Genomic DNA, 26,454 nt, shown 5'->3' with positions numbered 1-26,454 from the left:
CGATTACGGTTCGATACAACCGCAATCGCGCCATGCGTTGAGCGTTCGTCACTTCTTACCCACCACTGATACCCGTCATCGGCAAGGTTACCCATGTGCCGTTGACCGGTGCGCGCTTACGGTTCGAATGACGGGCCGCACATACCTCCTTCAGTGGCCCTGGCCGATTTCTCGGTCCAGCGGACCGGAGTCGACCGAACTACGGAGGCCTCAACCACCAACTGGCTCAGCCAATTACACCAGAACACGGCGGTGCGACATGAACTCGACTTCGAAGCCTCACAACACAAGTGCTCGTAGTGGTCCGTTACACAACGTGATTGTCGTCGACCTCACGCGCGCACTCGCGGGTCCTCACGCGGCAATGATGCTCGGCGATCTGGGTGCCGACGTGATCAAGGTCGAATCACCTCACGGTGGCGACGACACCCGTGGGTGGGGGCCGCCTTTTGTGGAGCCACCGCTGGAACCACCGAACACGCAACGGGAATCGACGTACTTCCTCTCCACGAACCGGAACAAGAAGTCGATCACGCTCGACCTCAAATCCGACAGCGGGCGCGCAACCCTCGAAGATCTTGTCTGCCGCGCCGACGTTCTCATGGAGAACTTCCGCACCGGAGTTCTCGATCGACTCGGATTCTCCACCGAGCGGCTGGCCGAACTCAATCCTCGACTGATCGTCCTGTCCATCAGCGGTTTCGGCCACGACGGCCCGGAAGGTGGCCGCGCCGGCTACGACCAGATCGCCCAGGGGGAAGCCGGACTCATGTCGCTGACCGGCTCGAGCCCGGACGACGTTCAACGAGTCGGAGTTCCGATCGCCGATCTTCTCGCCGGAATGTACGGGGCGTTCGGTGTCGTCGCGGCCTTGAAGGAACGCGAACAGACGGGGAGAGGCCGTGTCGTTCGAACGTCGCTCTTGGCCAGCGTGGTCGGCGTTCACGCGTTTCAAGGAACGAAGTGGACCGTCGCCGGCGAGGTAGGCACAGCGCAAGGCAACCACCATCCCTCCATCGCACCGTACGGACTCTTTCGTACCGGCGATGGCGCAGTACAGATCTCGGTCGGCAGCGAAAGCCTGTGGAGAAGATTCTGCGAAGGGTTCGAACTCGATCCCGACGCCCCCGGTATGGCAACAAACGCCGAACGCGTCGAGAATCATTTCCAGGTCGTCGAATTGATCGAACGTACCTTCAAACCGTATTCGCGTGACGAGCTTCTGACCGAACTCGACCGCATCGGAATACCGGCAGGACGGGTTCGGACGATCTCCGAAGTGTACGAATGGGAGCAGACCCGATCACAGGGATTGCTCGTCGACGTCGACCACAGCACGCTCGGAAACATCACACTGCCCGGTCCACCGCTACGATTTTTCGATCCGGACGGAACCGAAGTGACGGAGACCCGCCACACTGCACCTCCGGTTCTCGGTGAAGACACTGACGAAATCATGTCGTGGCTACAAGGATTCACCCGATGAACCGCCTGACGGCTCGCGACTTGCTCGACCTGGTGATCGATGCCGGCACCTGGGAATCGTGGGATACCCCTCCGATTCCCGTCGCGACCGACTCCGACTACGCCGAAGCACTTCTGCGGGCCCAGGAGAAGACCGGGCTCGACGAGTCCGTCCTGACCGGAAGCGCCTCCGTCCGAGGCCGCCGTGTGGCAATCATCGTCTGCGAGTTCGGTTTTCTCGGTGGTTCGATCGGCGTGGCGGCGGGAGAACGCCTCGTCGTCGCCATCCGTCGAGCCACCCAAGAGCAGCTGCCCCTTCTTGCGCTTCCCACGTCCGGGGGAACGCGTATGCAGGAGGGGACGACGGCGTTTTTGCAGATGGTCAAGATCACCGCGGCGCTCATCAAGCACAAAGAAGCGCACCTGCCCTACATCGTCTATCTCCGAAACCCCACCACCGGAGGCGTATTCGCGTCCTGGGGATCACTCGGTCACGTGACGATCGCGGAACCGGGGGCCCTCGTCGGATTCCTCGGCCCTCGAGTGTTCGAGGCCTTGTACAACTCACCTTTCCCCGCCGGTGTCCAGACAGCGGAGAACCTTCACGAGCACGGACTCATCGATGCAGTGAGGCCGCCAGACCAGCTCGCCGAAATCGTCGAACGCGCATTGCGCATCATCACCGGGGCGCATCGTGGGTACTTATTGCCCAGTGACCCGTGCTCGTACGATTGCCCACCCGATACGTCGGCGTGGGAATCCGTCGTCGCATCCCGACGCGAAGACCGACCGGGGATACGGGAAGTGTTGCTCAATTCCGCCTCGGACATGCTCCCGCTCAACGGAACCGGCCAGGGCGAGAACGATCCCGGCATCATGCTCGCGCTGGTTCGCTTCGGCGACATGCCCTGCGTCCTTCTCGGACAGGACCGGCGCGGACAGACTGCTCACTCCCCACTCGGCCCCGGCGCTCTGCGGGAGGCTCGGCGAGGTATGCGGCTGGCCGCAGAACTCGACCTGCCGCTGGTGACGATCATCGACACAGCGGGCGCGGCACTGTCGAAGGAGGCCGAAGAAGGCGGACTTGCGGGCGAGATCGCTCGGTGCATAGCCGACATGATTTCACTCGAGGTCCCCACCATTTCCCTCCTGCTCGGGCAGGGCACGGGCGGCGGCGCCCTGGCACTGATTCCGGCCGATCGAGTGCTGGCGGCCCGCCACGGTTGGCTCTCGCCCTTACCTCCCGAAGGTGCGAGCGCGATCATGTTCCACGACGTCACGCACGCGCCGGAGATGGCGGCCGGTCAAGGGATACGGTCCTTCGATCTGCTCACGGGCGGCATCGTCGATCGGGTCATCCCCGAATTTCCCGATGCCGCGGACGAATCCGCCGCCTTCTGCACTCGCGTCGGAGCGGTACTGCACTACGAGCTGAGCGTGCTCAGTGCTACCGATGCGACTGAACGGCTCATCACCCGCACCGAACGCATCGACCGTATCGGCCTGGTCGAAGCCAGCACTGCCGTCTGATCGATCAGCACACAGAACACAGAACACGCACACACCGCGAAAGGCCGGACATCCTCCAAGGAGGATGTCCGGCCTTCGGCAATCGAGCACACTCAGCCAAGTGTCACGTGAGCTGCGGGGCGGGTTCTTCCCGTTCGCCGCCGGGAGCCTTCGAATCCGGCTTGTTCGGTTCCGGATTCTTCGCATTCAGCTCCGGGTTCTTCGAACCGATGAACTGGCACAGGTGGTACATCCCGATCACGACGATGGTGCCGAGCGCGATGCCGCTGAGCGAGAACGTGTCACTGAACTTCAGAGCCGTGTCGCCGATACCGATGATGAGGCCGGCCGCGATCGGCATGAGGTTGAGCGGATTCCCGAAGTCGACGCCGTTCTCCTTCCAGATCTTGGCGCCGAGCAGACCGATCATGCCGTAGAGCACCACGGTGATTCCGCCGAGAACACCGCCGGGCGTCGCCGAGATGACGGCACCGAACTTGGGGGAGAAGCCGAGCATCATCGCGACGATGCCCGCGACCGCGTAGGCGGCGGTGGAGTACACACGGGTCGCTGCCATGACACCGATGTTCTCGGCGTACGTCGTGGTGGGCGAACCGCCGACGCTGCTGGCGATGGCGGTGGCGAAACCGTCACCGGCGAGCGCGCGTCCCATGTACGGGTCGAGATCGTCGCCGGTCATCTCTGCGACTGCCTTGACGTGGCCGGCATTCTCCGCGATCAACGCGATGACACCGGGAAGGACCAGGATGATGAACGTCAGGCTGAACGACGGAGCGTGGATGCCGACGATTCCGTTGGCCTCGTCCGAGAACGGGGGCAGGCCGAACCACGACGCCGACTGCACCGAATCCCAGTTGACGCGGAAGTGCTCGGTGATCTGACCGGTGCCTGCGTCGTACGAGGTGATCGTGCCCGAGACCCGGTCGAGGATCCAGGAGAGGACGTAGCCGAAGATCAGCGCCAGGAAGATGGCGATGCGCGCCATGAAGCCACGTAGCGCGATACTCATGACGATCAGGGCCACCATGACGATCAGAGCCACCCACTGGTCCTGCGGCCAGTACAGCCCCGCGACGACGGGTGCCAGGTTGAATCCGATCAGCATCACCACTGCGCCGGTCACCACCGGGGGAAGAACCTTGAATACGACCCGGCCACCGAGGAAGTGGATCGCGATACCGATGGCTGCGAGGACCAGTCCGGACACCAGGATCGCGCCGGTCACCTCTGCGGATGTTCCGCCTTGGGCACGAATGGCGGCGATACCACCGACAAAGGCCGCCGACGTACCGAGGTAGCTGGGAATGCGCCCCTTGACCACCAGCAGGAAGAAGAGCGTACAAAAGCCCGACATCATCACGGCAAGTTGAGGATTGAGCCCCATGATTATCGGGAAGACGAACGTCGCGCCGAACATCGACACCACGTGCTGGCTGCCCAGCCCGATGGTTCTTCCCCAGCTGAGCCGCTCGCCGGGAGCGACCACTTCACCCGGTCTGATGTTCTTTCCATCTCCGTGCAACGTCCAAATCGGCATGATGGGACCTTTCGTGCAGAGGAAGGTGTCCGAACGCTGAGTGTGCTCCAGCTCACAAAACACCGTGACTGGAGTGAAACGCTATTACAGCGCAGGGGTATCGACGTGATGACAATCTGCCAGAACCCACGGACCCGGATTGGCAATATTAGTGATTGATGCCGCGCATCGCGGTTATCTTCAGTGCTAGAGACAGATCCAGCCGGAGCTCGGGTTGCGCCGTGAAGGGTCCAAGCATTTTCTCCAGCTTAACGACCCTGTAACGCAGTGTGTTGTAATGGAAGTGGAGCTTGCGCGCTGTCTCGGCGATGTTGATGTTGGTCGCGAGCAAGACTTCCAATGTCTTGCGCATGTCCTGCGCTTCGGCAGTTTCCTCCGTCAGTTCCCGCAATGTCTCCCGCGCGAACGTCTCCAGCTCGTTTTCGTCCTCGACCAGACTGAGCAGTCTGTACACACCGAGATCGTCGAACTGAGTCACGGTCCACGGACCGGAGATCCGGCGTCCGACGGTCAGTGCGGTGCGCGCCTGACTGTAGAGCGCGGGGACTGCGTCGATCGCCGCTGTCGGCCGGGACACCCCGACACTGAACGGCCTTCTCCCGCCGCCACCTTCACCGCGAACGACCGTGACGAGGTCCCGCACCAATGCCATCGTGTCGGTGCCGACGCCCATGACGATCACCGTCTCGCCCGTCAGCGCGGTCACCGCCGCACCGGGATCGCGGTGGGCGATCGCCCCGGAGAACGCCATCGCCTGGCGATCGACGACAGGCAGCCGAGCGGGCGCCGCAGAGGCCGGTTCGTCGATCGGGTCCGGCTCGATCGAGACGATCACCAGCGGGCGATCGAAGTCCCAACCGAACGTCTTGGCGTGGGAGACAACGTGATCGTGGTCCCCGGCCCGGCCGAGGAGCAGGTCGTGAACGAAGTTGGCGCGATGGCGTTCTTCCACCGACGCAACGGCCTGCTCACGGGTGATGACCAACGCGCACACCGACGCCGCTCGCTCGACCAGGTACTGGTCGTAACTCGTCATCACGCGCTCACCGGTGAACAACGCGAGACGCCCGTGATCGATGTGATTGGCGGAAATCGCGGACACCGCGATGAATTGACCGTCGAACTCGTGCAGACCCAACCCGCCCTCGACGGTGTCGGTCCGCAGACGACCGGTGGAATCGACGGCGGGACAGGCAGACAGATGCTTGCGCTCCGCGGCATCCCCGGCGCGGCAGATCTCGCGTCCGTCCGAGGTGGTGATCAGGGCGGCGCCCTTCATCTCCCGTGCGATGACCTCGGTCAATTGTGGGAGGCCACCGCCGCCCATCACGACGTCGACCAGCAGCCGTCGCAAGCGCTCGGCCCCGAACATGGCGTCGATCTGGGCCGACTCCGTCTGCTCACGGTCTCTCGCCGCAGGGTGATCGCACGCACCGTGAAAAACCAGGAGCGGGAAGCCGGCGCTTTCGGCCGCGTCGACCAGTTCCGGCGCGAGAGTGTCCCCGTCTGCGCCGAATTGGACGGCGAGCGCTGCAACTCCGCGCGTCGACAACCGTCCGACAAATGCTTTGAAGGTTTCGGTGACCCGGGCGAGGGTTTCCGGCGTGGTGATCAGCAACTGTCCGTGTCGCAGCCACGGTCCGATGTCCGGAACCGCCATGAATCCCACCCGGGCTACCGTCGGGTCTTCGGAGCCGCCGGCGACCTTTCGAACACCAGGAAGGAGCGGGGTTCGAAGAAGTTCGGAGAGAACAGCATTCACCTCGGATGCCGGTACGGCCGGGTTTGCCACTTGGCAGGCACCTCGATTTCATTCGGATCACGGAAGATGGTTCACGAAAGAAACGATCCTATCCCCACCGAACACAAGATGTCCGAATTCAGCGCAGTCGACTCAGGCCGTTCGATGCAGGGCGGTCGGATTCTCCTGAGGTGGCGGGTGGATCGGCCCCTGCAGATCCCGCAGTTCCAAACCGGATGCATTGCGCAGGGTCTTGGTCATCTCGGCGAGGATCGACACTGCAGTCTCCTCCGGCGTCCTGGCGCCGAGATCCAACCCGATCGGTGAGTGCAGACGCCCCAACTCGGCGTCGGTAACGCCTCGCTCCTTCAACAGCGCCACCCGACGCTCATGCGTCGCACGACTTCCCATCGCGCCGACGTATGCAGCCGGCGAACGCAGAGCGATCTCGAGCAAGGGGATGTCGAACTTCTCGTCGTGCGTGAGCACGGCCAGGACGGTTTTGTTGTCGATCGGTGCGGTTTCGAGGAACTTGTGTGGCCACATGACGACCAGATCGTGGGCGTCGGGAAAGCGCGCCCGTGTCGCGAAGACCGGCCGTGCGTCCACGACGGTCACTCGGTAACCCACAAAGGCGCCCAAAGTACACATCGATGCCGCGAAGTCGATGGCCCCGAACACGTACATCCTCGGTAGTGGCGCGAAGATCTCGACCAGCAAGTCGTGCTGCGAATCGATGAGGGTTCCCGCCGGCGCGACAAAGGCTACGGACTCACCGGTGTCCATCGTGCGCAACAGGATGGAGACCTCGTCCTCCGTGGCATCCAGATCCCCGCTGCGTCGGCCGTGCTCGACGACGAGATGCCGCGCCGGCGCTCCCGGACGCACTTCGGTGACCACGACGACGGGCGTATCGGCCTCGATTCGTTCACAGACCTGACCGAACTCGGCGAAATCGGCTCCGACGGCCTGGACAAACACTTCGATGGTTCCGCCGCAGGTCAGCCCTACTCCGATGGCGTCGTCGTCGGAGACGCTGAAGACCTCGACGCGGCTGGTGCCGTCGGCGAGAACCTCCTGGGCGATCTCGTACAGCGCACTCTCGATGCACCCGCCCGAGACGCTGCCGACCACCTCGCCGGAGCGTGAGACGGCCATAGAAGCACCGGGCATGCGCGGTGAGGATCGCCAGGTACGGACAACCGTCGCCAGTGCAAAATCCTCGCCGCGGGCGTGCCACTGCGCCAGCTGAGTGGAAATGTCGCGCATCGCCTCGCCTCCCGCTTGCATCGCCGTCCGTAGAGAGTTCACGGTATCGGCCCACCGCAATCCTGCCTGTCACACAATGCGCCTAAATCCGGGCCCTGCAGTTGTGCAATGTCGCCGTCGCATCACCGTGCGCTCTCGACCAGTGTTGTCACCGAGCCCAGCCGAAAGCAGGCCTGACCTTCATTCTTCCCCTCTCCGACGATCACTGCAGCGGTAATTCACGCAGATGGTGCGACGGATCGAGTGGGCGACGTTGCACACCACAGAACCGAGGTTTCTCCCATGGACCAATTGCTCAGCGGTATCAAAGTTCTCGACCTCACCCGCGCTCTCGCGGGCCCTCTGTGCACGTCGCTGCTCTCGGACTTCGGCGCCGACGTGGTCAAGGTCGAAACCCGTGGCTCCGGCGACAGTTCGCGTCAGTGGCCGCCGTTCGACGGCGATCGAAGCCTCTACTTCGCTTCCGTGAACCGCGGCAAGAGGTCGATCGCCATCGACATGCGCAGTGACCGCGGGCGGAAACTGCTTCGCAGCCTGGCCCTCGACGCGGATGTGCTGGTCGAGAACTTCCGTCCGGGAGTGCTGGCCGACATGGGGCTCGATCCCGATTCGCTCGAGCAGGAGAATCCGGGTCTCGTCGTGATGAGCATCAGTGGTTTCGGCCCGGTGGGCCCGGACCAGTTCGCGCCCGGACTCGATCAGGTGGCCCAGGGCATGTCCGGGTTGATGTCGGTCACCGGCGCCGGGGAACAGACCCCGATGCGGGTCGGTATCCCCATCATCGACACGGTCTCGGGCATCTACGCGGCGCTGGGTATCACGGCGGCGTTGGCTTCGCGCGGACGCGACGGTCGTGGGCACCGCGTGCAGACCTCGTTGCTGGAATCCGCGATCTCGATCATGACCTTCCAGGCGCAGGACTACCTGAGCACCGGGCGGGTGTCGACGCCGAACGGCAATACGCACCCGACGATCACGCCGTACGGCGCTTTCGACACTGCCGACTTCCCGATCAACATTGCCACCGGCTCGGACAAGCACTGGATCGCGCTGTGCTCGGTTATCGGCGACCCCGATCTCGCCTTCCGTGCCGAATATGCCACGGGTAAAGAACGTTTGGCGCACCGAGACCAACTGACCAAAGAACTCGAGGACCTACTGACCACGAAGGGCGCCGCACAGTGGATCGCCGAGATCCGCGGTGCCGGAATCCCCTGCGGCCCGATTCATTCGATCGATCAGGTGTTCTCCGACCCGCAGGTCGAGGCATTGCAGATGGTCGAGCAGACCCAGAGCGCCGACGGAACATCGATTCCCGTTGTCCGCGGACCGTTCTGGGTGGACGGCAAGACCCTTCCCGTCAGGAATGCGCCACCCATGACTCTCGGCGGTGACGCCGACGGCGTACTCACCGACTTCGGCCTGCGCCCGGAGGAGATCGAGGATCTTCGCGCAAATTCGGTGATCTGACCGCACACTAGTAACAGAGCAGACGCTCTGTTACTGTGCGTTCATGCCTCGGCCACGCGTCCACGATCTCGACACGCTGCTCGACGCTGCCGAAAAACTTGCCGCCACTGCCGGGCCGAGCGCTGTCACGGTCAGGGCGGTCTCCGACGCCACCGGTGTATCCAACGGGGCGATCTATCACGCATTCGGCTCTCGCAGTGGACTGGTCGGTAGCGCGTGGCTGCGTGCCGCGCAACGATTTCTCGCGCTTCAGCAATCGAGAGTGGACGACGCTCTCGCGGACCCCGCGCCGACCTCCGCGGTTTCCGCCGTCGTCGCAGCCGCCGAAGTTCCGGCCGTCTTCGCGCTCGACTACCCACAATCCGCGTTGCTGCTGCTGACGATTCAGCGCGACGAACTGCTCGGCACCGACGTCCCCGCCGACATCGCCGAGAAACTCACACAACTCGACCGGTCTCTGGTCGAGTTGTTCATCCGGTTGTCGACCGCGCTCTGGGGCCGCAAGGACGGCCGAGCCGTCGAAGCAATCGAAGCCTGTGTTGTCGGCCTGCCTACCGGGCTGCTCATTCATCCCGCCAAACGCGCCGACGGTTGGCGAGTCCCCGACGCCGCAGCACGCGCGCGGTTGGATGCCGCCGTTCGAGCGGTTCTGCATCTCGACCCACCACTGCCCAAGCCCCGCAACAGGAAAGGCCAATCATGACCGCAACTCTGCGCTTCGAAGACAAGATCGCCGTTCTCGATCTCGGTGAGGACGAGAATCGATTCTCGCCGGATTGGCTCGATTCCGTCGACAAGCTACTCGACCAGGCTTTAAGCGAAGGCGCACATGCCCTGGTCACCACGGCGACGGGCAAGTTCTACTCCAACGGACTCGACCTCGACTGGCTGGGCGCGAACGGCGACAAGGCGAAGTGGTATGTGCAGCAAGTCCAGTCGCTGTTCGCTCGGATGCTGACGTTCCCCATGCCCACCGTCGCGGCGATCAACGGCCACGCCTTCGGAGCCGGCGCCATGCTCGGCATCGCGCACGATTACCGCGTCATGCGCGATGATCGCGGCTACTACTGCTTCCCGGAGGTGGACATCAACATCCCCTTCACCGAAGGAATGGCAGCTCTCATCCAGGCCAAGCTCAGCCCGGCGTCGGCAATCGTCGCCATGACCACGGGGCGGCGATACGGCGGAAGTGACGCATTCGCAGCCGGTTTGGTGGACTTCACCGCTTCCGTCGACGCTTTGACCGCCAAGGCCATCGAAATGGTTGCACCGATCGGCCCGAAGAATGCGGGCACGCTGGGGGCAATCAAGTCGACGATGTTCGCTTCAGTGGTCACCGCTCTGAACACCGACAGCTAAGAGCGCTGGACTGCGTTCTCGCAGAGCCGCTTCCAGATCATCGGCAACACTTTCGGGATCGCGGCCTTCTGTGCTCAGAACCACGTCGACCCCACTGAGCGTCGGCATCGAACCGGCCAGCAGTTGTGACGCTTCCACCAGACCGTCGAGCCCGGCCCAGCCGGTCGGTTCACGTTCGACGATTCTGGTGCGCAACGTATCCGGATCGGCCTCGAGGCGCGCCAGCAGGTGCCCCTCGGCGCCGGTCGCGGCCAGCAAGGCATGCCCGTAGTCGTCGTCTTCGACGGTCGCCGTGAGGAAGAGGAGTTCGTACCCCGCTTCCCGGAACGACGCGCACAACATCCCGACGTGTGCGATTGCCCGCTCGGTTCCCAGCGGCGGGTAGCACCGCTCGAGTTCGTCCACCTCGATCATCGCGTTGCTCACCCCGGCCTCGCCGAGTCGATCGTGAAGCGCGGTCAGCACGGAACTCTTCCCCGCGCCCGGCGGGCCTGTCAGCAGTAGTACGAACACGTCCTCCACTATTCCAGAGCCTTGTGCAGGCGCGGAGCGGCGAGAAGGCTGGAGAAGACAGATTGACGTGCACAACAGCCCTGATCGGAGCACAGCGATGACCACCACGATCACCGAAATCGCGCCGGACATCTACCGACTGTCGACCTTCGTGGACGAAGCGAACCTCACGATGAACCAGTTTCTCGTCGACGGCGAGGAACCCTTGCTCTTCCACACCGGGCAGCGAGCGTTGTTCACCTCAGCTTCCGACGCACTCTCCACGCTGATCGACATCGACCGTCTGAAATGGATCACGTTCGGTCACGTCGAGGCCGACGAGTGCGGGTCCATGAACTCCTGGCTTGCGGCGGCCCCCGAAGCACAAGTGGCGCACGGCGCGATGGGGTGCTTCGTTCAGGTCAACGATCTGGCCGATCGGGCGCCACTTCCCTTGCAGGACGGCGACGTACTCGAAACCGGCAGCCGCCGAGTCCGGCACATCGACACCCCACACGTCCCGCACGGTTGGGACGCGGGCCTGATGTTCGAGGAGACGACGTCCACGCTGTTCTGCGGAGACCTCTTCACAGCGTTCGGGCACCACCCCGCGACTACCGAGCACGAAATCGTCGGTCCCGCTTTAGAAGCCGAGGACTTGGGCCACGCCACCTGCCTCACCCCGGATCTCGAACCCACGATCCGCGCCCTGGCCGACCTCGAGCCGCGGATTCTGGCTACCATGCATGCACCGACGTACTACGGCGACTGCGTCACCACGCTTCACGACCTGGCCGACTCGTACGCAACACGTTTCGCAGCCGAAACCGAAAGATGGAAGTCAGACTAGAGCTTGCGCATTCGACGTGATTCGCGCCGCCACGGACAGCGCAACATGCTCGTGGAACGGCCGCGCCACCACCTGCACTCCGATCGGTAAACCGTTGCGGGAGAGTCCTACCGGAACCACGACCGACGGAAGGCCGAGCACACTGATCGCCCGGCAACTCGCGAGCGCGTCCATCCACGTGAGTTCGCGACCGCCCACCTCGAAGCTCTCCACACCGAGCGGCGGAGCGAGCACCGACGCAACCGGCAGAATCAGGACGTCGCCCATCTCGTCGAGGAAGTCGGCGATCAACATCGCACGATCCGCCCACAGCGCTTCCACCTCGGCGGAACTCCGATCATGGCCTGCGGCAAGCATGGCGGTGATGTCCGCGTCGAAAGAGTGCGCTGAACCTGCGGCGAGAGAGTGGATGTCCGCGTGGGTCTCGACCGATCGCAACGCGCCGAAAAGCGCGTTGGCCCGCGGCAGAGCCAGACCGTCGTACTCGCTCGCGTCCAGACTGTTCGCCGCCGAGCGAACCGCCGCCAGGATTTCTTCGTCGACAGGCATGGTTCCCTCGCCGGGTGCCCAGCGGATGTCGAGGTGTTCGACGTCGACCGAGTCCGGCTCGGTCCACGCGAGATACGGCTTCGACAGGACGCGCAGCGCAAGCGTCGCATCACCGAGGTTGCGGGCCAGTGGGCCGATGGTCTGGATCGTGCCGTGCATCGTCATCGGATTGGCGAGTACCCGTCCATCCGAAAGCACGCCGGGGTATTGCCCTTCCGGGTCGATACGGCCGAGCGTCGGGCGAACCGAAATGAGGCCGGTGCAGTGGGCGGGCCAACGCACCGAGCCACCAAAATCCGTACCGAGTCCGAGCACGCTCATTCCGGCAGCAACCGACGCGGACTCGCCGCCACTCGATCCGCCGGGGGACCGGACGACGCCGTCCGGTCGCACCGGGCTGGCCGTGGTTCCGAACAATTCGTTGCGCGTCAGGCCGCACGCGCCGAATTCCGGGGTGTTGGTCTTGCCGATCAGAATTGCGCCGGCAGCCTTGAACGCCGCAACGGCCGGGGCGTCGACGGCCGGGACGTTGTCCGCCAGAGTGCGAGAACCGGCGGTGGTACGCACGCCGGCAGTAGCGATCAAGTCCTTGACCGTGAACGGAACCCCGGCAAGGGGACCGAGTGTCTCGCCGAGAAGGCGACGTTCGTCCAGGCTGTCTGCGGCCGCACGCGCGTCCTCGGCGCACACGGCGACCAGTGCGTTGAGCTCGCCGTTGCATTCGTCGACCCGTGCGAGATGATCTTCGACGACGGTCCGCGCCGACGCCTGACCCGACCGCACGGCTTCGGCGATGGATCGGGCATCACGGCCCACCCAGCTCTCACGACTCATCGCATGCCTCTCCTCGCCGGACTCCTCTGCCGAGCGTAAGGACCGCGAGCAACCCGAGAAACGACCACAATGCACATACCGACAGCTCCGGCGATGTGAGGTTTTGCCACAACGTCCGCGGTTCCGGAGGGATCGGTCAGGTGCTGGTACCTACAAGCCCTGCCTGATGAATGCAGCAAGCTTCTCGATCTGTTGCTCGTTTCGTTTGTAATGCCTCCACTGGCCGATTCGTGTGGTGGTGACCAGATCCGCAGCCTGGAGTGCGGCCATGTACTGAGACGCAGTCGATTGCGACACCTTCGCCCTCGCTTGTATGTGCTTGAGGCACACTCCGACCTCCTCGGCAGGCTCGAGCTGAGGGGGAAAGCTCCCGGGGTCTTTCAACCACTGCAGGATTTGTACACGCATCGGGTTGGCCAGCGCCTTGAACGCCGTTTCCCACTCGGTTGTTGCGTCTTCCATGCTCGAGATCATACCGCTAGATCGCGAAATGCCGATATATATGGTTCACTCTCTATATCGCAACATCGCGATATTCCAATGGGAGGCTGAAATGGTGCATCACAATAAAGTCGCACTCGTGGTCGGAGCCCGAGGTGTGATCGGTGGGAACTTGATCGATCACCTCGAATCAACCGGCGAATGGAAGATCATCGGACTCTCGCGCCGAGGCGGCACGAACACCGACCGGGTCGAACACATCGCAGTCGACCTGCTCGATCCTTCCCGGACTGCAGCGGCACTGAGCGGACTGGACGACGTCACCCACGTCTTCTACGCCGCCTATCAAGACCGCCCGACATGGGCCGAGCTGGTTCCGCCCAACTTGGCGATGCTGGTCAACACTCTCGACGCCATCGAACCCGTTGCCGGCGGACTCGAGCACGTCAGCCTGATGCAGGGCTACAAGGTTTACGGGGCACATCTCGGACCGTTCAAAACTCCGGCCCGCGAGAGCGATCCACCGCACATGCCACCCGAGTTCAACGTCGACCAACAGCAGTTCCTCGAACGCAGGCAGCTCGGCAAGTCGTGGACGTGGTCGGCGATCAGACCCTCGGTCGTCTCCGGATTCGCGTTGGGCAACCCGATGAACCTCGCGATGGTCATCGCCGTCTACGCGACCATCTCGAAGAAACTGGGTGTCCCACTCCGATTCCCCGGCAAACCCGGCGCGTACACCAGCTTGATCGAGATGACCGACGCCGGACTCCTGGCCGAGGCAACGGTCTGGGCCGCGACCAATACCGAGTGCGCAAATCAGGCGTTCAACATCAACAACGGCGACCTGTTTCGCTGGCAGGAGATGTGGCCGAAGATCGCAGCCTTCTTCGACATGGACGTCGCACCTCCGCTCCCGATGTCCCTCGATGTCGCAATGGCGGACAAGGAGTCGGTGTGGGATGAACTCGTCGAGGAACACCAACTTGCTCGGACCCCGTATTCCGATGTCTCGTCCTGGGGGTTCGGCGACTTCGTATTCGGATGGGACTACGACTTTTTCGCTGACGGATCGAAAGCTCGGCGGTTCGGATTTCACCGCCACGTCGACACCGAAGCGATGTTCCTCGACATCTTCGCCAATCTGCAGGCTCGGAAGATAATCCCCTGACTACGAACATCGTCACTTCGGATCCTACGAACACTGTCACTGTCGGACCCCGGGACTACCGTCGTAGGCGGGGTTTGAAAAGCAGGGGTTTCGGCGAGTCGTCGGTAGGGCCCATGCGCCCCCCGGACCAGAGGAGCGACGATGTCGGACAATACTTTCGATCTGGAAATCCTGAGTGCCTGGACTACTTTCGAGACTCATCTCGCTCGCTACATCTCCGTGATGGAGGACGACGACACTCTCGTGGTGGAGTCGCATTACGACAGCATGGACGAACTGGCCGACGCACCCGCGTGCATCCAGTTCTTCGCGTGGAATCAGACCTCCGTGCGCTGTGAAGTCCCTTCCAACAGGTTTCTGCATCCACTGCGGATGCTCGAACCGGAAGACCATTCAGCGCTGCTCGACATGGGGTTCAGCGCTCCCGATCTGTGCGAGCACGAGCCCGAGGGCAACGGGTCCATGTCCTTCTACATCGACGTCGACCGCACTCGTCCCGAGGAACTGGTGACAAAGGTGTTGCGTGTCTTCCGCGAGATGTGGAGCATTGCGCACCCGTCGTTCCTGCGTGCCAGCACCAGTGGACGCGAGTCGACGCCGGCGTTCGCCACGACGCCGTCGCACGCTCCCTCGGGTTCGGGTGACATGCTGCGAATCCTGGTCGACGGGGCCGTCGAACGCCTTCTCGGCCATCCACCCAAGCGTGACGACGACGGCGACATCCCGCTCGTCCGCGGTGAGCAGGTCACCTATGTTCGTGTCCTCGAGGACGACGAGTACGTGGAGGTGTTCTCGCGGGTCGTGCATTCGGTGGAGAACGTCGATAACGCTGCTGTTGTTCTCGCCCAGCTCAATCGGCAGTGGCCGACCATCAAACTCATTCTCGTCGAGCAGAGTGTGCTGGGCGTGGTCCGCGTAGACGGCGCACCCTTCGTCGCCGAGCACCTCCTGCGGGCTCTGCGCTCGTTCGCCGAATTGGCCGAAGCATCCGACGAACTCGCCGAAGAACTGGGCGGGCAACCCATTCGCGCTACCGGAGACACCGCCTTCAACGACGGGATGGCCTCCGAGCACGAAGATCCCGGTGCCGAATACGAGTCACACGAGTGCCACGAATTTCCTCCGGCACTCATGGCGCTCCTCGAACTCGACGCCGACGGAACGGGCGAGCTCAGCGCCGAAGAGGTTGCCGTGATCTGTGAGCACGACCGCGACACCATTCTCGACTACCTGAGGATCAGCCAGGAGCAGGAGACGGCGTGGCACGAGGCGTTGACCGAGTCCATCCGGCGCAAGGACGACGACACCGACCTGTGTGCGGGCGAAAAGCGCGCGTGGACGCACGCGATCCGCAACCTCAGGCGCGGACTGCGCGTCGTTGTGCTTCCCGCCAAGGATGCAGCGCCGACCCAGCTCGGCCTCTTCGACGATCAGGCCTGAGAGCCGGAAATCGAGCGCTGTGTCAGCCCGGTAGCGGGATGACGATGCCAGGCAAGATCTCGATCTGACGCGGCAACTGGGGAAGCTGCGGCACTTCGATCGGCGGCAGGCCGGGCACCTCGATGGGTGCTGGGGGAGCGGCCGCGCCCGTCGTGGGCGTGCCCGTCCCGTCACCCGAGGTCACACCGGAGTTGGCGGGAACGCCGGCCTGCCCGCCGATGGGGTCGGGCCACGGGAAGCTCTCCCAGTCGGAGCCCTTCAGGGCGCCGTCCATCGTGCTCTTCCAAATGTCCGCAGGCACTCCGGAGCCGTAGATCAAACCGCCGTAGGAGTTGGTGATGGCCTGCGCGTCGGAAGTTCCGATCCACACCGCGGTGGACAGCGACGGCGTGTAACCGACCATCCACGCATCCTTGTTCTGGCCCGTGTCACCCAACTGCGCGGTACCGGTCTTGGCAGCAGACGGGCGTCCACCGGCGAGCGCGTGACCGTTCGAGTACGACGCGATCGGCAGCATTGCCTGCGTGATGTTGTCGGCAACGGCAGCATCGAGACGACGCTCACCGGGAGAGACCGGGCGATCGAGCAGGACTTCACCTTCGGCCGTCACGACCTTCTGGATGAAGTGCGGCTGCTGGTACACACCGGAGTTGGCGAGCGTCGCGTACGCGGATGCCATGTCGATAACACGAGACTGATACTGGCCGAGCACGATTCCGTTCTCCGGCGGGCCACCCTCCTGTGTGAGCGTCGGGTAGTCGAGTCCGGGAATCTGTTCGGGGATGCCGGCCAGATGGGCGGCGTCGGCGATCTTCTGGGCACCGTTCTCCATCGAGAGCATCAACCGGTAGAAGCTGGTGTTCAGCGAACGCTTGAGTGCCTCGGCGATGGTGCATCGACCACAGGATTCGCCGCCGACGTTTCCGATGGTCACACCGTTGATCGTGAGCGGTGAACTGTCGAACCGTGCGGACAGCGGAATGTCTTCCATCAATGCTGCGACCAGGCCGAAGACCTTGAACGCTGAACCGGTCTGCAGCGGCGCCTGGGCGTAGTCGAATCCCGCTCCGTCGTCACCGCCGTAATAGGCGTCGACGCCACCGGTCTTGGGGTCGATGGACACTACTGCGGTCCGCAGGTCTTCGGGCTCACCCTCGAGATTCCGCTTGACGGCGCCCAGCGCAGCTTCCTGCGCAACCGGGTCGATGGTTGTCGTGATTTGCAGACCAGCGGTGTTCAGCGTCTGGTCGCTGATACCGGCCTCGGCCAGTTCCTTGAGTACCTGAGTCTTGATGTGGCCTTCGGGTCCGGGCGCCTGGTTCAGATCGGTCGGCCGATTGGCGGGGGCGACAGCCGGGAACTGCATCGCGTCGCGATCCGTCTTGGTCAGGCTGCCCAGTTCCACCATGCCGTTGAGAACGTAGTCCCAGCGCGCTTGCAGCGCGGACAGATTGGTCTCGGGGTCCAGGAACGACGGGCTCTGGATGACGGAAGCGAGAACTGCGCCTTCCTCGACGCTCAGCTCACTGACCGGCTTGTCGAAGTACGCGTTCGACGCGGCGGCGATGCCGTAGGCACCGCGACCGAAGTAGATGGTGTTGAGATACGCGGCAAGAATGTCGTCCTTGGACCATTCGCGCGCCATCTTGGCGGAGATGACAAGCTCACGCAGCTTCCTGTCGATACTGCGCTTGTCACCGACCAAGACGTTCTTCACGTATTGCTGAGTGATCGTCGAGCCACCGCCGGCGCTTTCCTTGCCCATCACGTTGTCTCGGGCAGCGCGAGCAAATCCGGAGATCGAGAAGCCGGGGTTGGTGTAGAAGTTGCGATCCTCCGCCGAGAGCACCGAATCGCGGACGTGAATCGGGATGGCCGACAACGCGACCTCGGTGCGGTTTCCCTCCGCCGGCACCACCTTGCCGAGCACGGTCGTGCCGTCGGCCATGTAGATGGTGGACACCTGATTGGTCTGCATGTCCGAGGGGCGCGGGACATCGGTCCGGCTGTACGCGACAGCAAAAACCGACGCAGGCACGATGATCATCAGGAGCACGAGAACGTAGATGGTCCGCCGGACGTACCGCCACTTGGAGCGCTGCTTCTTCTCCGGCTTGGCCGACTTGCTCGACCGTGGGGAATTAGCCGACTTGCCCGATCGAGCCGACGACTGATCGCCACCCGTCGCACTCGATCTGTTCGATGGACTCACTCAACACTCCCGGTCGTGGATCCGGACTTACCGGCACCATTCCACCAGGGTGATATCTCGATCAGATAACTCCCGGCAACTGCGATACCGAAATGTCACCCTACCGGGCTGGCTACTCGCGACGTTCTGCTCGGACCGCGTTCCGATATCCGCGGAACGCCAGCCCGAGAGCGACGACGCAACCGAGCAGCACCAAAGACGGCATCACGCCGGGGTCGCCCTTGACGATCGCGACCACAGCGCCGATCAACGCCATGAGGGCGAAGACCGAGATGAAGCCGGCGATCAGCTCCATGCGCTGGGCGCGCGAAGCCCGCCTCATCGAAACCGCGCGCAGGCGCGCATCACGACTTGACGCCGCCTGCGGTCAGACCGGCGATGATGCGTCGCTGGAAGATGAGAACCATGATGACCAGCGGGATCATCACAAGGGTTCCGCCGGCCATGATCGAGGTGTACGGCGTGACGAATGGGTCGGTTCCGGAGAATTTGGCCATCGCCACCGTGACGGGCGCGGTTTTGTCACTAGAGAGTTGCAGCGAAAGCAGGTACTCGTTGACCGTTGCGATGAAAGCCAAAATCGCGGTGGTGAACAGGGCCGGCGCGGCGAGCGGCAGCATGATCAGACGGAACGCCTGGCCACGGGTGGCGCCGTCGATACGCGCCGCTTCTTCGAGCTCCCACGGAAGTTCGGAGAAGAACGACGTCAGCGTGTAGACCGTCAGCGGCAGCACGAACGAGATGTTCGGGATGATCAGCGCTTTGTAGCTGCCGATCCAGCCGATGTCGGTGAACAACTGGAACAGCGGGGTCACGAGAGCGACGACCGGAAACATGGACGCGCCGAGGATGATTCCGGTGACGAAGTATTTGCCACGAAAATCGAATCGCGAGAGCGCGTAGGCGGTGAACACACCGATGACCAAGGCGATCAGCGTGGTCGCACCCGCGATGATGAGGCTGTTCATCAGTGCCCGGGTGAAGTTCACCTTCGCGTCGGGATCGAGCGCCGCGGTGAAGTTCGACAGCGTGAGATTGGTGGGCCACAGCGACGTCGAGAACGTGTCAGCCGGGTCGCGCAACGCCGTCACGATCATCCAGTAGCAGGGAGCGAGTCCCCACACGATGATCAGTACGACGCCGATGTAGGTGCCGATCTTGCCGCGTAGTGCCTTGTTCATACCGGCTCCCCCTTCCGCTGCTTTTCCTGCGTGCTGACCGCATTGGCTCCGAGGAATCGGACCAGGATGAAGGCCACAGCGAAGATGATGAGGAACGTGATGGTGGACAGGGCCGACGCCGAATTGGCGCCGACGCGCATCTGATCGACCACCAGAACCGAGATGGTGGAGGTGGCGGGATTGGATCCCATCATGATCGCGGGCAGGTCGTACATGCGCAGCGCGTCCATCGTGCGGAAGAGCACCGCCACCATGAGTGCGGGCTTGACCAGCGGAAGCGTGATCATGCGGAATCGCTGCCAGGCCGTCGCGCCGTCGACCTTGGCGGCCTCGTAGACGTCGGCGGGAATCATCTGCAGACCCGCGAGAATCAGCAACGCCATGAACGGCGCGGTCTTCCAGACGTCGGCGACGACGATCGCGAATCGTGCCGGCCAGGGATCCGCCGTCCACAGGATGTTGGTGCCGAGGATCTTGTTGGCAATGCCGTCGTTGGCGAAGATGAAGAACCAGAGCTTCGCGGTGACGGCGGTGGGGATGGCCCAGGGAATCAGCACGGAAGCGCGGAGCAAACCGCGGCCGCGGAACGTCTTGGCCATGATCAGCGCCATCGACAGACCGATCACCGTCTCGAGCAGAACGGTGACGACGGTGAAGCCGAACGTATTTCCGATCGACTGCCAGAACTGCGATCCGAGCGTGCCGGGCGGGCAGGGAATCGAGCCGTTGGCGGTGTTGCAGGACTGGGTGATCCAGTTCTTGTAGTTCTCGAACCACGTGAACTGACCGGTGACGAACATGCCGGTCTCGGGGTCGAGCTTCTTGCCGTCGCTGTGCATCGACATCCAGATCGCTCGTCCGAGCGGATACAGAATGATGACGGCGAGAACGATCAGCGACGGTGCGACGAACGCCCACACCGGAACTCGTCGACGCTTCTTCGGCTTGTCGGCCGACGCAGGCGGGGGCGAGGTCGGTGGGGGTGGAGTAGCTGCAAGGTCAGGCAGAACCTTGGTCAGGGATGTCCCTGCTGCCTCGGATGCCGACGGCTCTTCTAGCGGTTCCGGTGCACGGTGTCTCCCACCAACGCCCGAACGGTCGGGACCGGTTGAACCGGCCCCGACCGTGGGGTTGGTAGGCACAGCCGCGGAAGGATCCTGCGGTTCTGCCATTGCTTATTGCTCCTGGTAGATCAGTTACCGGCGGTTTCGATGCCGGCCTTGGTGTCCGCCAAAGCCTGCTCGACGGTCTTCTCGCCGCGAATAGCAGCGTAGGTGTTGTCGGAGATCGACTTCGACACCTGCGTGTAGTACGGCGTGACGGGGCGCGGCTGAGCGGTAGCGAGTGCTTCCTTCAGGGTCGCGAAGTACGGGAACTGGGCGAGCACTGCCGGGTCGTCGTAGACAGCCGAGAGGACGGGTGCGCCGCCGACCTCGGTGAAGTACGTCTGCGACTTCTTGGTCTGCATGAACTCGAGGAAGTCACGAGCCGTTGCCGGCGCGTCGGAGTACGCGCTGATGCCGACGTTGTAGCCGCCGACGGTCGAAGCGCCCGGTCCGTCGACACCCGGAAGAACGGTGTAGCCGTACTTGCCGGCAACCGAGGTCTTCTCACCGTCGACCGAGAAGCCGGACCACGTGCGCATGAAGAGTGCCTTGCCGTCACCGAACGCGGTCTGCGACTCGCCCTCGGAGTAGGTCAGTGCTTCCTGCGGGATGGTGTTGTCGGCGAAGTTGTCGACGATCGACTGAACGCCTGCCTTCGTCTTGTCGTCGATGGCCGGGGTGAGTCCGTCCGGGCCGACCCACGGGCCGTCGAAAGCGTTGGTGATCTCGGTGGTGTTGACCGTCAGGCCCTCGTAGTTCTTGAACTGACCGATGTAGCAGGAGATGCCGGCTTCGACAGCCTTCGGGCAGTTTTCCTTGAGCTCGGCCCACGTGGTGGGAGCCTTCTCGACGAGGTCCTTGCGGTAGTACAGGAACGCGGCGTTGGTGTTCTTCGGCGCTGCGTAGAGCTTGCCGTTGTAGGTGCCCGAAGCGACGGTCGACGGCAGGAGGCCGGACTCGTCGATCGCGAGGTCACCCTCGAGCGGCAGCAGCCAGCCGTTTGCGGCGAACTGAGCGGTGTTGACGACGTCGACGCCGATGAGGTCGTACTCGTCGCTCTTGGCCTGCATGCGCTGGGTGATGTCGTCGACCTGCGCGTTGGCTTCCTTGGCCAGCGGCTTGAGCGTGACCTTCTCGTCCGGATGCTCCGCATTCCAGTCGGTGATGATGTTTTCGAGCGCCTCGTTCAGGGCATCCTGCCCCTCGACGATCGTGATGGGTCCGCGGCCTTCGCTCGAGGACGATCCCCCGGATGCGGCCGTGGTGCTGGTTCCGCTGTCCTTGTCCGAATCGGACGAGCAGCCTGCCAGTACCAGCATGGACGCTGCCGTGGCTGCAATTGCAGCGCGGCGCATCGCCTTCGAGTTCAGAACCATGGATTCGCTCCCCGTATGTGTATGACAAATAGACGGTCACCGAGAGCCGGCTCACGGCATGCGCCATGGGTGCCGGCTCCCGGCATCGGCCCCTACTGTGGCACGAGACACCCCTACTTGTGGGTATTACGCCGAACCTGAATCGGTCATGTGTCGTTTGACAGGTCCACCTAACCCAGGCGACGCCCGTCGGTGGTGGCAAAAATGTGCACCTTCTCAGGGTCGACGCGCAGGTTGACTCGCTCGCCCTTCTGCGGCGGGTTGCGCCAGTCACCACGCGAAACGATCTGCTGCAACCGTCCGCCGATCGTGGTGCGTCCGTAGACGTAGGCGTCGGAACCGAGTTCCTCGACGACGTCGACCTCCATCGGCAGGCCTTCGGCGGCGATCTCGAGGTGCTCGGGGCGAATACCCAGAACAACCTCGGTTTCGACGACACCGTTCATCGTCTCGCGCGGAACGGGAACGATCCCGCCACCGAATGCGACGCCGCCGTCGACGACGGGGAGGGTGAAGAGGTTCATCGCGGGTGAACCCATGAAGCCGGCAACGAAGACGTTCTTCGGCTTGTTGTAGAGCTCGCGCGGCGAGGCGCACTGCTGCAGGATTCCCTTTTCGAGGACTGCGACGCGGTCACCCATCGTCATGGCCTCGACCTGGTCGTGGGTCACGTAGACCATCGTCGTCGCGAGGCGTCGTTGCAGCTGAGCGATCTGCGTGCGCGTCTGAACACGGAGTTTCGCGTCGAGGTTCGAGAGGGGCTCGTCCATGAGGAAGACCTGCGGCTGGCGGACGATGGCGCGGCCCATCGCCACTCGCTGACGCTGGCCACCGGACAGCGCCTTGGGCTTGCGGTCGAGGTACGGCTCGAGATCGAGCATCTTCGCGACCTCTTCGACGCGGGCGCGGATCTCCGTCTTGTTGGTTCCGGCGAGCTTGAGCGCAAAACCCATGTTCTCGGCCACCGACATGTGCGGGTACAGCGCGTAGTTCTGGAAGACCATCGCGATGTCGCGCTCTTTCGGTTCCTGACCGGTGACGTCGCGGTCGCCGATGAGGATGCGCCCGCTGTGGACGTCTTCGAGCCCGGCGAGCATGCGCAGGGTGGTCGACTTTCCGCAGCCGGAGGGTCCGACGAGGACGAGGAACTCGCCGTCCTCGATCTCGAGGTCGAGCTTGTCCACTGCCGGGGTGTTCGATCCGGGGAACAGGCAGGTGGTGCTCTCGAAAGTCACTGAAGCCATGACGGGGTTGATCCCTTCTACCGGCAGGAACGTGCCGGACGATCCAAGTTGAGGGTGAGCGTGTGCGCTAGCAGCATAAACGTCCGTGTCGGCGCGCGAGCGTAGTCTTTCACGGTGAGTTCGGAGAAGATGCTGACCCGCATCGGTGCGCTGCTTCGCCAAGCGGAGTCCACCGACAATCCACACGAAGGTGAAGCCTTCATGGCCGCCGCGCAGCGGTTGGCCACCGGTTCCGCGATCGACCTGGCGGTCGCGCGGGCGCACACCGCGTCCTCGGAAAAACGTGCGACACCCACTCAGCGGCTCATCACCATCGGCGAACCGGGCAAGCGCGGGCTGCGAACGTACGCCCAGTTGTTCATCGCGATCGCCGCTGCCAACGACGTACAGTGCGACATCGCGCAGACGTCGGCCGTCATCTACGCCTACGGCTTCGCCGGTGACATCGACGTGTGCGAAGCGCTGTACTCGAGCCTGCTCTTCCAGATGGTCCGTGACTCCGACGCGTACGTGCGCTCCGGGGCGTACCGCGGCGAAACATCCGTGCGGACCGTCGTCGAAACTCGTGGACGACGACGCGTCAACACGCAGGTCCGCAAGCCGGTGGCCGGAGTGACGGCGCGCCTGAACTTCCAGATGGCGTACGCGTCCCGCATCGGCGCTCGGTTGGCCGAGACGAAGCAGGAGACGGAGAAGGCGGCGATCGCAGAATCTGCCACGTCGTCTTCGGAAACCGCACTCGTGCTGCGCAACAAGGAAATCGAGCTCAAGGACTACTACTCGTCCAACTCCCAGGCACGTGGGACGTGGCGGGGCGGTGGCCGCGCGAGTGCCGGACATTCCTCGCATGCTCGACGGGCGGGTGATCGGGCGGCGCGCTCCGCACGTCTGGGAAACCTTCCGGAGATCGGCGGGGTGCGCGGGCAGCTCGACTCGTGAGGGATACGCAGCGGAACGCCGTCTACGAGGCAGAGACGTTGGTGCGCACCATGTTCGATCGCGCCGACGAGCGCGGACTTCGGAGCGTCGAGGTCATGGGTTCCACCATCACGTTGCCGGTCGAGCGCAAATTCGGTTCCGTCGAGTCGGTCCAGGCGTACTGCGATCAGCTACTCGGGCTGAACTGGGTACTCGCGACCTGGCCTCGCGCAACCATTCCGGTGTCCGTACGCTCCCGCGCCGGCAATGCCGCCGCTCACTACTCGAACGACGTCATCGCCGTCCCGGACGACCGTGACGGCCGGTGGGCGCTACGCGAATTCGTTGTCTTGCACGAACTTGCGCACCACCTCGGCGACCCCGCTTCCGACGAGGCCTCCCACGGGCCCGAGTTCGTCGACCGCTATACGAGCCTGGTCGGTGAGATCATCGGACCCGAGGCGACCTTCGTTCTTCGAGCGATGTTTCTTGCTGGTGGTGTTCGAACGGACTAGATGTCAGCCCTCGGTGAACCGGGTGGTGTGCGAACCGGTCGGCTGGAATACTCGGCCTATGGATGCGCCGCGCAGACTGGTCCTGGTCAAGGGTGAGTCGGAACTCCCCGATCCAGCTGTCGCCGTGCGCAAACCCCCGCTGATTCGTGAAGCCTACGGACGAGTGCTGAGGGAGGTCCGACGCGATCAGGACCGAACTCTCGACGACGTAGCCGCAAAGGTCGGGATGTCGAAGCAGTACCTCTCCGAGATCGAACGGGGCAAGAAGGAACCGTCGTCGGAAATTCTGCGCGCCATCTGCGAAGCGCTCGGGATGCCGCTCGAGCACCTGCTGTTCCGAGCGGGCAACAGGATCGTTGCGCTCAACTCCCTCACCTTCGGACATTCTCCCGCCCCGATCTCCGGTCCCGTCCTGATGGCAGCCTGATCAGTTCCCTTCGATGAGGGTGTCAGCCAGTCCGTAGGAGATAGCGTCGTCGGCAGTGAAGATCCTGTCTCGATCGGTGTCCTTGCGGAGCCGCTCGACGCTCTGACCGGTGTGCTTACTCAGAATCGCCTCGGTCTGCTCCCGGATTCTCAGGATCTCGGCTGCTTGAAGCGCGAGGTCCGAGATGGTGCCGCTACCTTGCGTCGACGGTTGATGCAGCAGCACCCGCGAATGGGCAAGAACATGCCGATGGCCCGGAGTACCTGCGGCCAGAAGCACTGCAGCAGCCGAAGCCGCTTGACCCATGCAGTACGTCGAAATCGTCGGTTTCAAGAACTGCATGGTGTCGTAGATCGCGAGCATCGCCGTGGTGGAACCGCCGGGAGAGTTGATGTACAAACCGATTTCGCGATCCGGGTTGTCGGCTTGCAGATGCAGCATCTGAGCCATCACGACATTGGCGACGCCGTCGTCGATCTCTGTGCCGAGAAAGACGATGCGTTCGTTGAGCAGCCTGCTGAAGATGTCGAAAGATCGCTCACCCGTTGGTGTTCGCTCGATGACACTGGGAATCGTGTACTGGGACATGACGTCACAATCCGATCTTGGGGAAGGTGGCTTGCGGTGCGATCTCGGCGAAGGACGTCACGACGCGGTCGACGATTCCGTACTCGCGCGCCTGCTCGGCGGTGAACCAGCGATCCCGATCGCTGTCGGTCTCGATCTCTTCGACGGTCCGGCCCGTTTCGGCGGCGAGGATTTCCTGCGATTGGCGCTTCATCAGCTCGAGGCTCTCGGCCTGGATCGCAATGTCCACCGCAGTGCCACCGATACCCGCCGAAGGTTGGTGCATCATGATGCGGCTGTGCGCCAGGCTGATTCGCTTGCCGTGGGTGCCGGAGCAGAGAAGCACCTGGCCCATGCTGGCCGCGAAGCCCATCGCGACCGTCACGACGTCGTTGGGGATGAGCTTCATCGTGTCGTAGATGGCCAGCCCGGCAAACACCGATCCGCCAGGTGAATTGATGTAGAGCACGATGTCGCGCTTGGGGTCGGTGGTGGCGAGGAGCACCAGTTCCGAACACACACGTTCGGCCATGGCGTCGTTGACCTCGCCGGTGAGCAGAATGGTTCGCTGTCGGAAGAGCCTGTCTGTCAACAGGTCACGGTAGCCGGTATCGGTGGGCGCTTCAGTAGTCATGAATCCATTCCTACCGGCGCGGCGGTGCCGGGACCCCGCCTGTCTGCTGTGGGCAGACCACCCCTGTTTTTACCCGCCCCCCTTTTTTGCCCGCCCCCTGTTTCTGCCCGCCCCCTGTTTCTGCCCG

Annotated in this window: 25 protein-coding genes; 11 read left to right on the top strand and 14 right to left on the bottom strand. The window is 63.4% G+C overall.

What is annotated here, in order from left to right; translation table 11 throughout:
* Positions 1-259 precede the first annotated feature (259 nt).
* The gene (locus tag EEB12_RS15920) at positions 260-1,486 is read left to right on the top strand and encodes a CaiB/BaiF CoA transferase family protein (protein WP_141488100.1); all 1,227 of its coding nucleotides are present in this window, start codon (positions 260-262) and stop codon (positions 1,484-1,486) included.
* Positions 1,483-2,994, top strand: coding sequence for a carboxyl transferase domain-containing protein (locus EEB12_RS15915; RefSeq protein ID WP_141488099.1), 1,512 nt, complete (start codon positions 1,483-1,485; stop codon positions 2,992-2,994). The genes EEB12_RS15920 and EEB12_RS15915 overlap by 4 nt, the downstream gene beginning before the upstream one ends.
* 103 nt (positions 2,995-3,097) lie before the next feature.
* On the opposite strand, the gene EEB12_RS15910 is transcribed toward EEB12_RS15915, so the two are convergent.
* The 3 genes from EEB12_RS15910 to EEB12_RS15900 form a co-directional block, all read right to left on the bottom strand.
* A complete protein-coding gene (locus EEB12_RS15910) occupies positions 3,098-4,531 on the bottom strand; it encodes a uracil-xanthine permease family protein (protein ID WP_020971407.1) in 1,434 nt (477 codons plus the stop codon).
* Positions 4,532-4,679: 148 nt separating this feature from the next.
* Positions 4,680-6,323 (bottom strand): PucR family transcriptional regulator, encoded by a 1,644-nt coding sequence (locus tag EEB12_RS15905; protein WP_019746100.1) that lies wholly within the window; start codon positions 6,321-6,323, stop codon positions 4,680-4,682.
* A 102-nt stretch (positions 6,324-6,425) separates the two neighbouring features.
* Entirely contained in the window at positions 6,426-7,541 is a 1,116-nt protein-coding gene (locus tag EEB12_RS15900) for an XdhC family protein (RefSeq protein ID WP_141488098.1), read from the bottom strand.
* A 282-nt stretch (positions 7,542-7,823) separates the two neighbouring features.
* Here EEB12_RS15900 and EEB12_RS15895 point away from each other — a divergent pair, with 282 nt between their 5' ends.
* The 3 genes from EEB12_RS15895 to EEB12_RS15885 are packed head-to-tail and all read left to right on the top strand — an operon-like array spanning position 7,824 to position 10,370.
* Positions 7,824-9,011 (top strand): CaiB/BaiF CoA transferase family protein, encoded by a 1,188-nt coding sequence (locus EEB12_RS15895; RefSeq protein WP_020971408.1) that lies wholly within the window; start codon positions 7,824-7,826, stop codon positions 9,009-9,011.
* Between the two features lie 43 nt (positions 9,012-9,054).
* A complete protein-coding gene (locus EEB12_RS15890) occupies positions 9,055-9,714 on the top strand; it encodes a TetR/AcrR family transcriptional regulator (protein WP_070797533.1) in 660 nt (219 codons plus the stop codon).
* The gene (locus EEB12_RS15885; protein WP_046379672.1) at positions 9,711-10,370 is read left to right on the top strand and encodes an enoyl-CoA hydratase-related protein; all 660 of its coding nucleotides are present in this window, start codon (positions 9,711-9,713) and stop codon (positions 10,368-10,370) included. Before EEB12_RS15890 ends, EEB12_RS15885 begins: the two co-directional genes overlap by 4 nt.
* Here EEB12_RS15885 and EEB12_RS15880 read toward each other — a convergent pair.
* The gene (locus EEB12_RS15880) at positions 10,338-10,883 is read right to left on the bottom strand and encodes a hypothetical protein (RefSeq protein WP_258537563.1); all 546 of its coding nucleotides are present in this window, start codon (positions 10,881-10,883) and stop codon (positions 10,338-10,340) included. The genes EEB12_RS15885 and EEB12_RS15880 overlap by 33 nt on opposite strands.
* A gap of 97 nt (positions 10,884-10,980) precedes the next feature.
* On the opposite strand from EEB12_RS15880, the gene EEB12_RS15875 reads away from it, so the two are divergent.
* A complete protein-coding gene (locus tag EEB12_RS15875) occupies positions 10,981-11,712 on the top strand; it encodes an MBL fold metallo-hydrolase (protein ID WP_003946042.1) in 732 nt (243 codons plus the stop codon).
* Here EEB12_RS15875 and EEB12_RS15870 read toward each other — a convergent pair.
* Together EEB12_RS15870 and EEB12_RS15865 are read right to left on the bottom strand one after the other, a co-directional pair.
* A complete protein-coding gene (locus EEB12_RS15870; RefSeq protein ID WP_141488096.1) occupies positions 11,704-13,095 on the bottom strand; it encodes an amidase in 1,392 nt (463 codons plus the stop codon). The two genes, EEB12_RS15875 and EEB12_RS15870, sit on opposite strands and share 9 nt — an antisense overlap.
* Before the next feature lie 150 nt (positions 13,096-13,245).
* A complete protein-coding gene (locus EEB12_RS15865) occupies positions 13,246-13,557 on the bottom strand; it encodes an ArsR/SmtB family transcription factor (protein ID WP_007735219.1) in 312 nt (103 codons plus the stop codon).
* A 91-nt stretch (positions 13,558-13,648) separates the two neighbouring features.
* On the opposite strand from EEB12_RS15865, the gene EEB12_RS15860 reads away from it, so the two are divergent.
* Positions 13,649-14,707 carry an SDR family oxidoreductase gene (locus EEB12_RS15860; RefSeq protein ID WP_042953436.1) on the top strand — a complete coding sequence of 353 codons (1,059 nt, stop codon included), beginning with the start codon at positions 13,649-13,651 and terminating at the stop codon, positions 14,705-14,707.
* A gap of 141 nt (positions 14,708-14,848) precedes the next feature.
* On the top strand, positions 14,849-16,147 hold the full coding sequence (locus EEB12_RS15855) for a T3SS (YopN, CesT) and YbjN peptide-binding chaperone 1 (RefSeq protein WP_020909759.1): 1,299 nt from the start codon (positions 14,849-14,851) through the stop codon (positions 16,145-16,147).
* Positions 16,148-16,169: 22 nt separating this feature from the next.
* On the opposite strand, the gene EEB12_RS15850 is transcribed toward EEB12_RS15855, so the two are convergent.
* From EEB12_RS15850 to EEB12_RS15825, 6 genes are all read right to left on the bottom strand, one after another.
* On the bottom strand, positions 16,170-18,359 hold the full coding sequence (locus EEB12_RS15850; protein ID WP_019746111.1) for a transglycosylase domain-containing protein: 2,190 nt from the start codon (positions 18,357-18,359) through the stop codon (positions 16,170-16,172).
* A 112-nt stretch (positions 18,360-18,471) separates the two neighbouring features.
* On the bottom strand, positions 18,472-18,681 hold the full coding sequence (locus EEB12_RS15845; protein WP_019746112.1) for a hypothetical protein: 210 nt from the start codon (positions 18,679-18,681) through the stop codon (positions 18,472-18,474).
* A gap of 22 nt (positions 18,682-18,703) precedes the next feature.
* The gene (locus EEB12_RS15840; RefSeq protein ID WP_019746113.1) at positions 18,704-19,540 is read right to left on the bottom strand and encodes a carbohydrate ABC transporter permease; all 837 of its coding nucleotides are present in this window, start codon (positions 19,538-19,540) and stop codon (positions 18,704-18,706) included.
* Positions 19,537-20,712 carry a carbohydrate ABC transporter permease gene (locus tag EEB12_RS15835; protein WP_020971415.1) on the bottom strand — a complete coding sequence of 392 codons (1,176 nt, stop codon included), beginning with the start codon at positions 20,710-20,712 and terminating at the stop codon, positions 19,537-19,539. Before EEB12_RS15835 ends, EEB12_RS15840 begins: the two co-directional genes overlap by 4 nt.
* A gap of 20 nt (positions 20,713-20,732) precedes the next feature.
* Positions 20,733-22,022 (bottom strand): ABC transporter substrate-binding protein, encoded by a 1,290-nt coding sequence (locus tag EEB12_RS15830; RefSeq protein ID WP_003946022.1) that lies wholly within the window; start codon positions 22,020-22,022, stop codon positions 20,733-20,735.
* 170 nt (positions 22,023-22,192) lie between these two features.
* Positions 22,193-23,266: an ABC transporter ATP-binding protein gene (locus EEB12_RS15825; protein ID WP_021334409.1), complete on the bottom strand. Its 1,074-nt coding sequence runs from the start codon at positions 23,264-23,266 to the stop codon at positions 22,193-22,195.
* 114 nt (positions 23,267-23,380) lie between these two features.
* On the opposite strand from EEB12_RS15825, the gene EEB12_RS15820 reads away from it, so the two are divergent.
* The 3 genes from EEB12_RS15820 to EEB12_RS15810 are packed head-to-tail and all read left to right on the top strand — an operon-like array spanning position 23,381 to position 25,126.
* A complete protein-coding gene (locus EEB12_RS15820) occupies positions 23,381-24,205 on the top strand; it encodes a DUF2786 domain-containing protein (RefSeq protein WP_021346121.1) in 825 nt (274 codons plus the stop codon).
* Entirely contained in the window at positions 24,202-24,699 is a 498-nt protein-coding gene (locus EEB12_RS15815) for a TIGR04338 family metallohydrolase (protein WP_141488095.1), read from the top strand. The genes EEB12_RS15820 and EEB12_RS15815 overlap by 4 nt, the downstream gene beginning before the upstream one ends.
* 58 nt (positions 24,700-24,757) lie before the next feature.
* Complete coding sequence (locus EEB12_RS15810) at positions 24,758-25,126, top strand: helix-turn-helix domain-containing protein (protein WP_003946041.1); 369 nt, start codon at positions 24,758-24,760, stop codon at positions 25,124-25,126.
* On the opposite strand, the gene EEB12_RS15805 is transcribed toward EEB12_RS15810, so the two are convergent.
* Both EEB12_RS15805 and EEB12_RS15800 read right to left on the bottom strand, forming a co-directional pair.
* The gene (locus EEB12_RS15805) at positions 25,127-25,714 is read right to left on the bottom strand and encodes an ATP-dependent Clp protease proteolytic subunit (RefSeq protein WP_003945993.1); all 588 of its coding nucleotides are present in this window, start codon (positions 25,712-25,714) and stop codon (positions 25,127-25,129) included.
* 4 nt (positions 25,715-25,718) lie between these two features.
* Complete coding sequence (locus EEB12_RS15800; protein ID WP_020909763.1) at positions 25,719-26,327, bottom strand: ClpP family protease; 609 nt, start codon at positions 26,325-26,327, stop codon at positions 25,719-25,721.
* Positions 26,328-26,454 lie beyond the last annotated feature (127 nt).

It is taken from the genome of Rhodococcus sp. WS1 (assembly GCF_003797745.1).
GTDB classification, from domain to species: domain Bacteria; phylum Actinomycetota; class Actinomycetes; order Mycobacteriales; family Mycobacteriaceae; genus Rhodococcus_F; species Rhodococcus_F erythropolis.
Note: the sequence above shows the minus strand (reverse complement) of the source record. Positions and strands in the feature narration are given on the sequence as shown.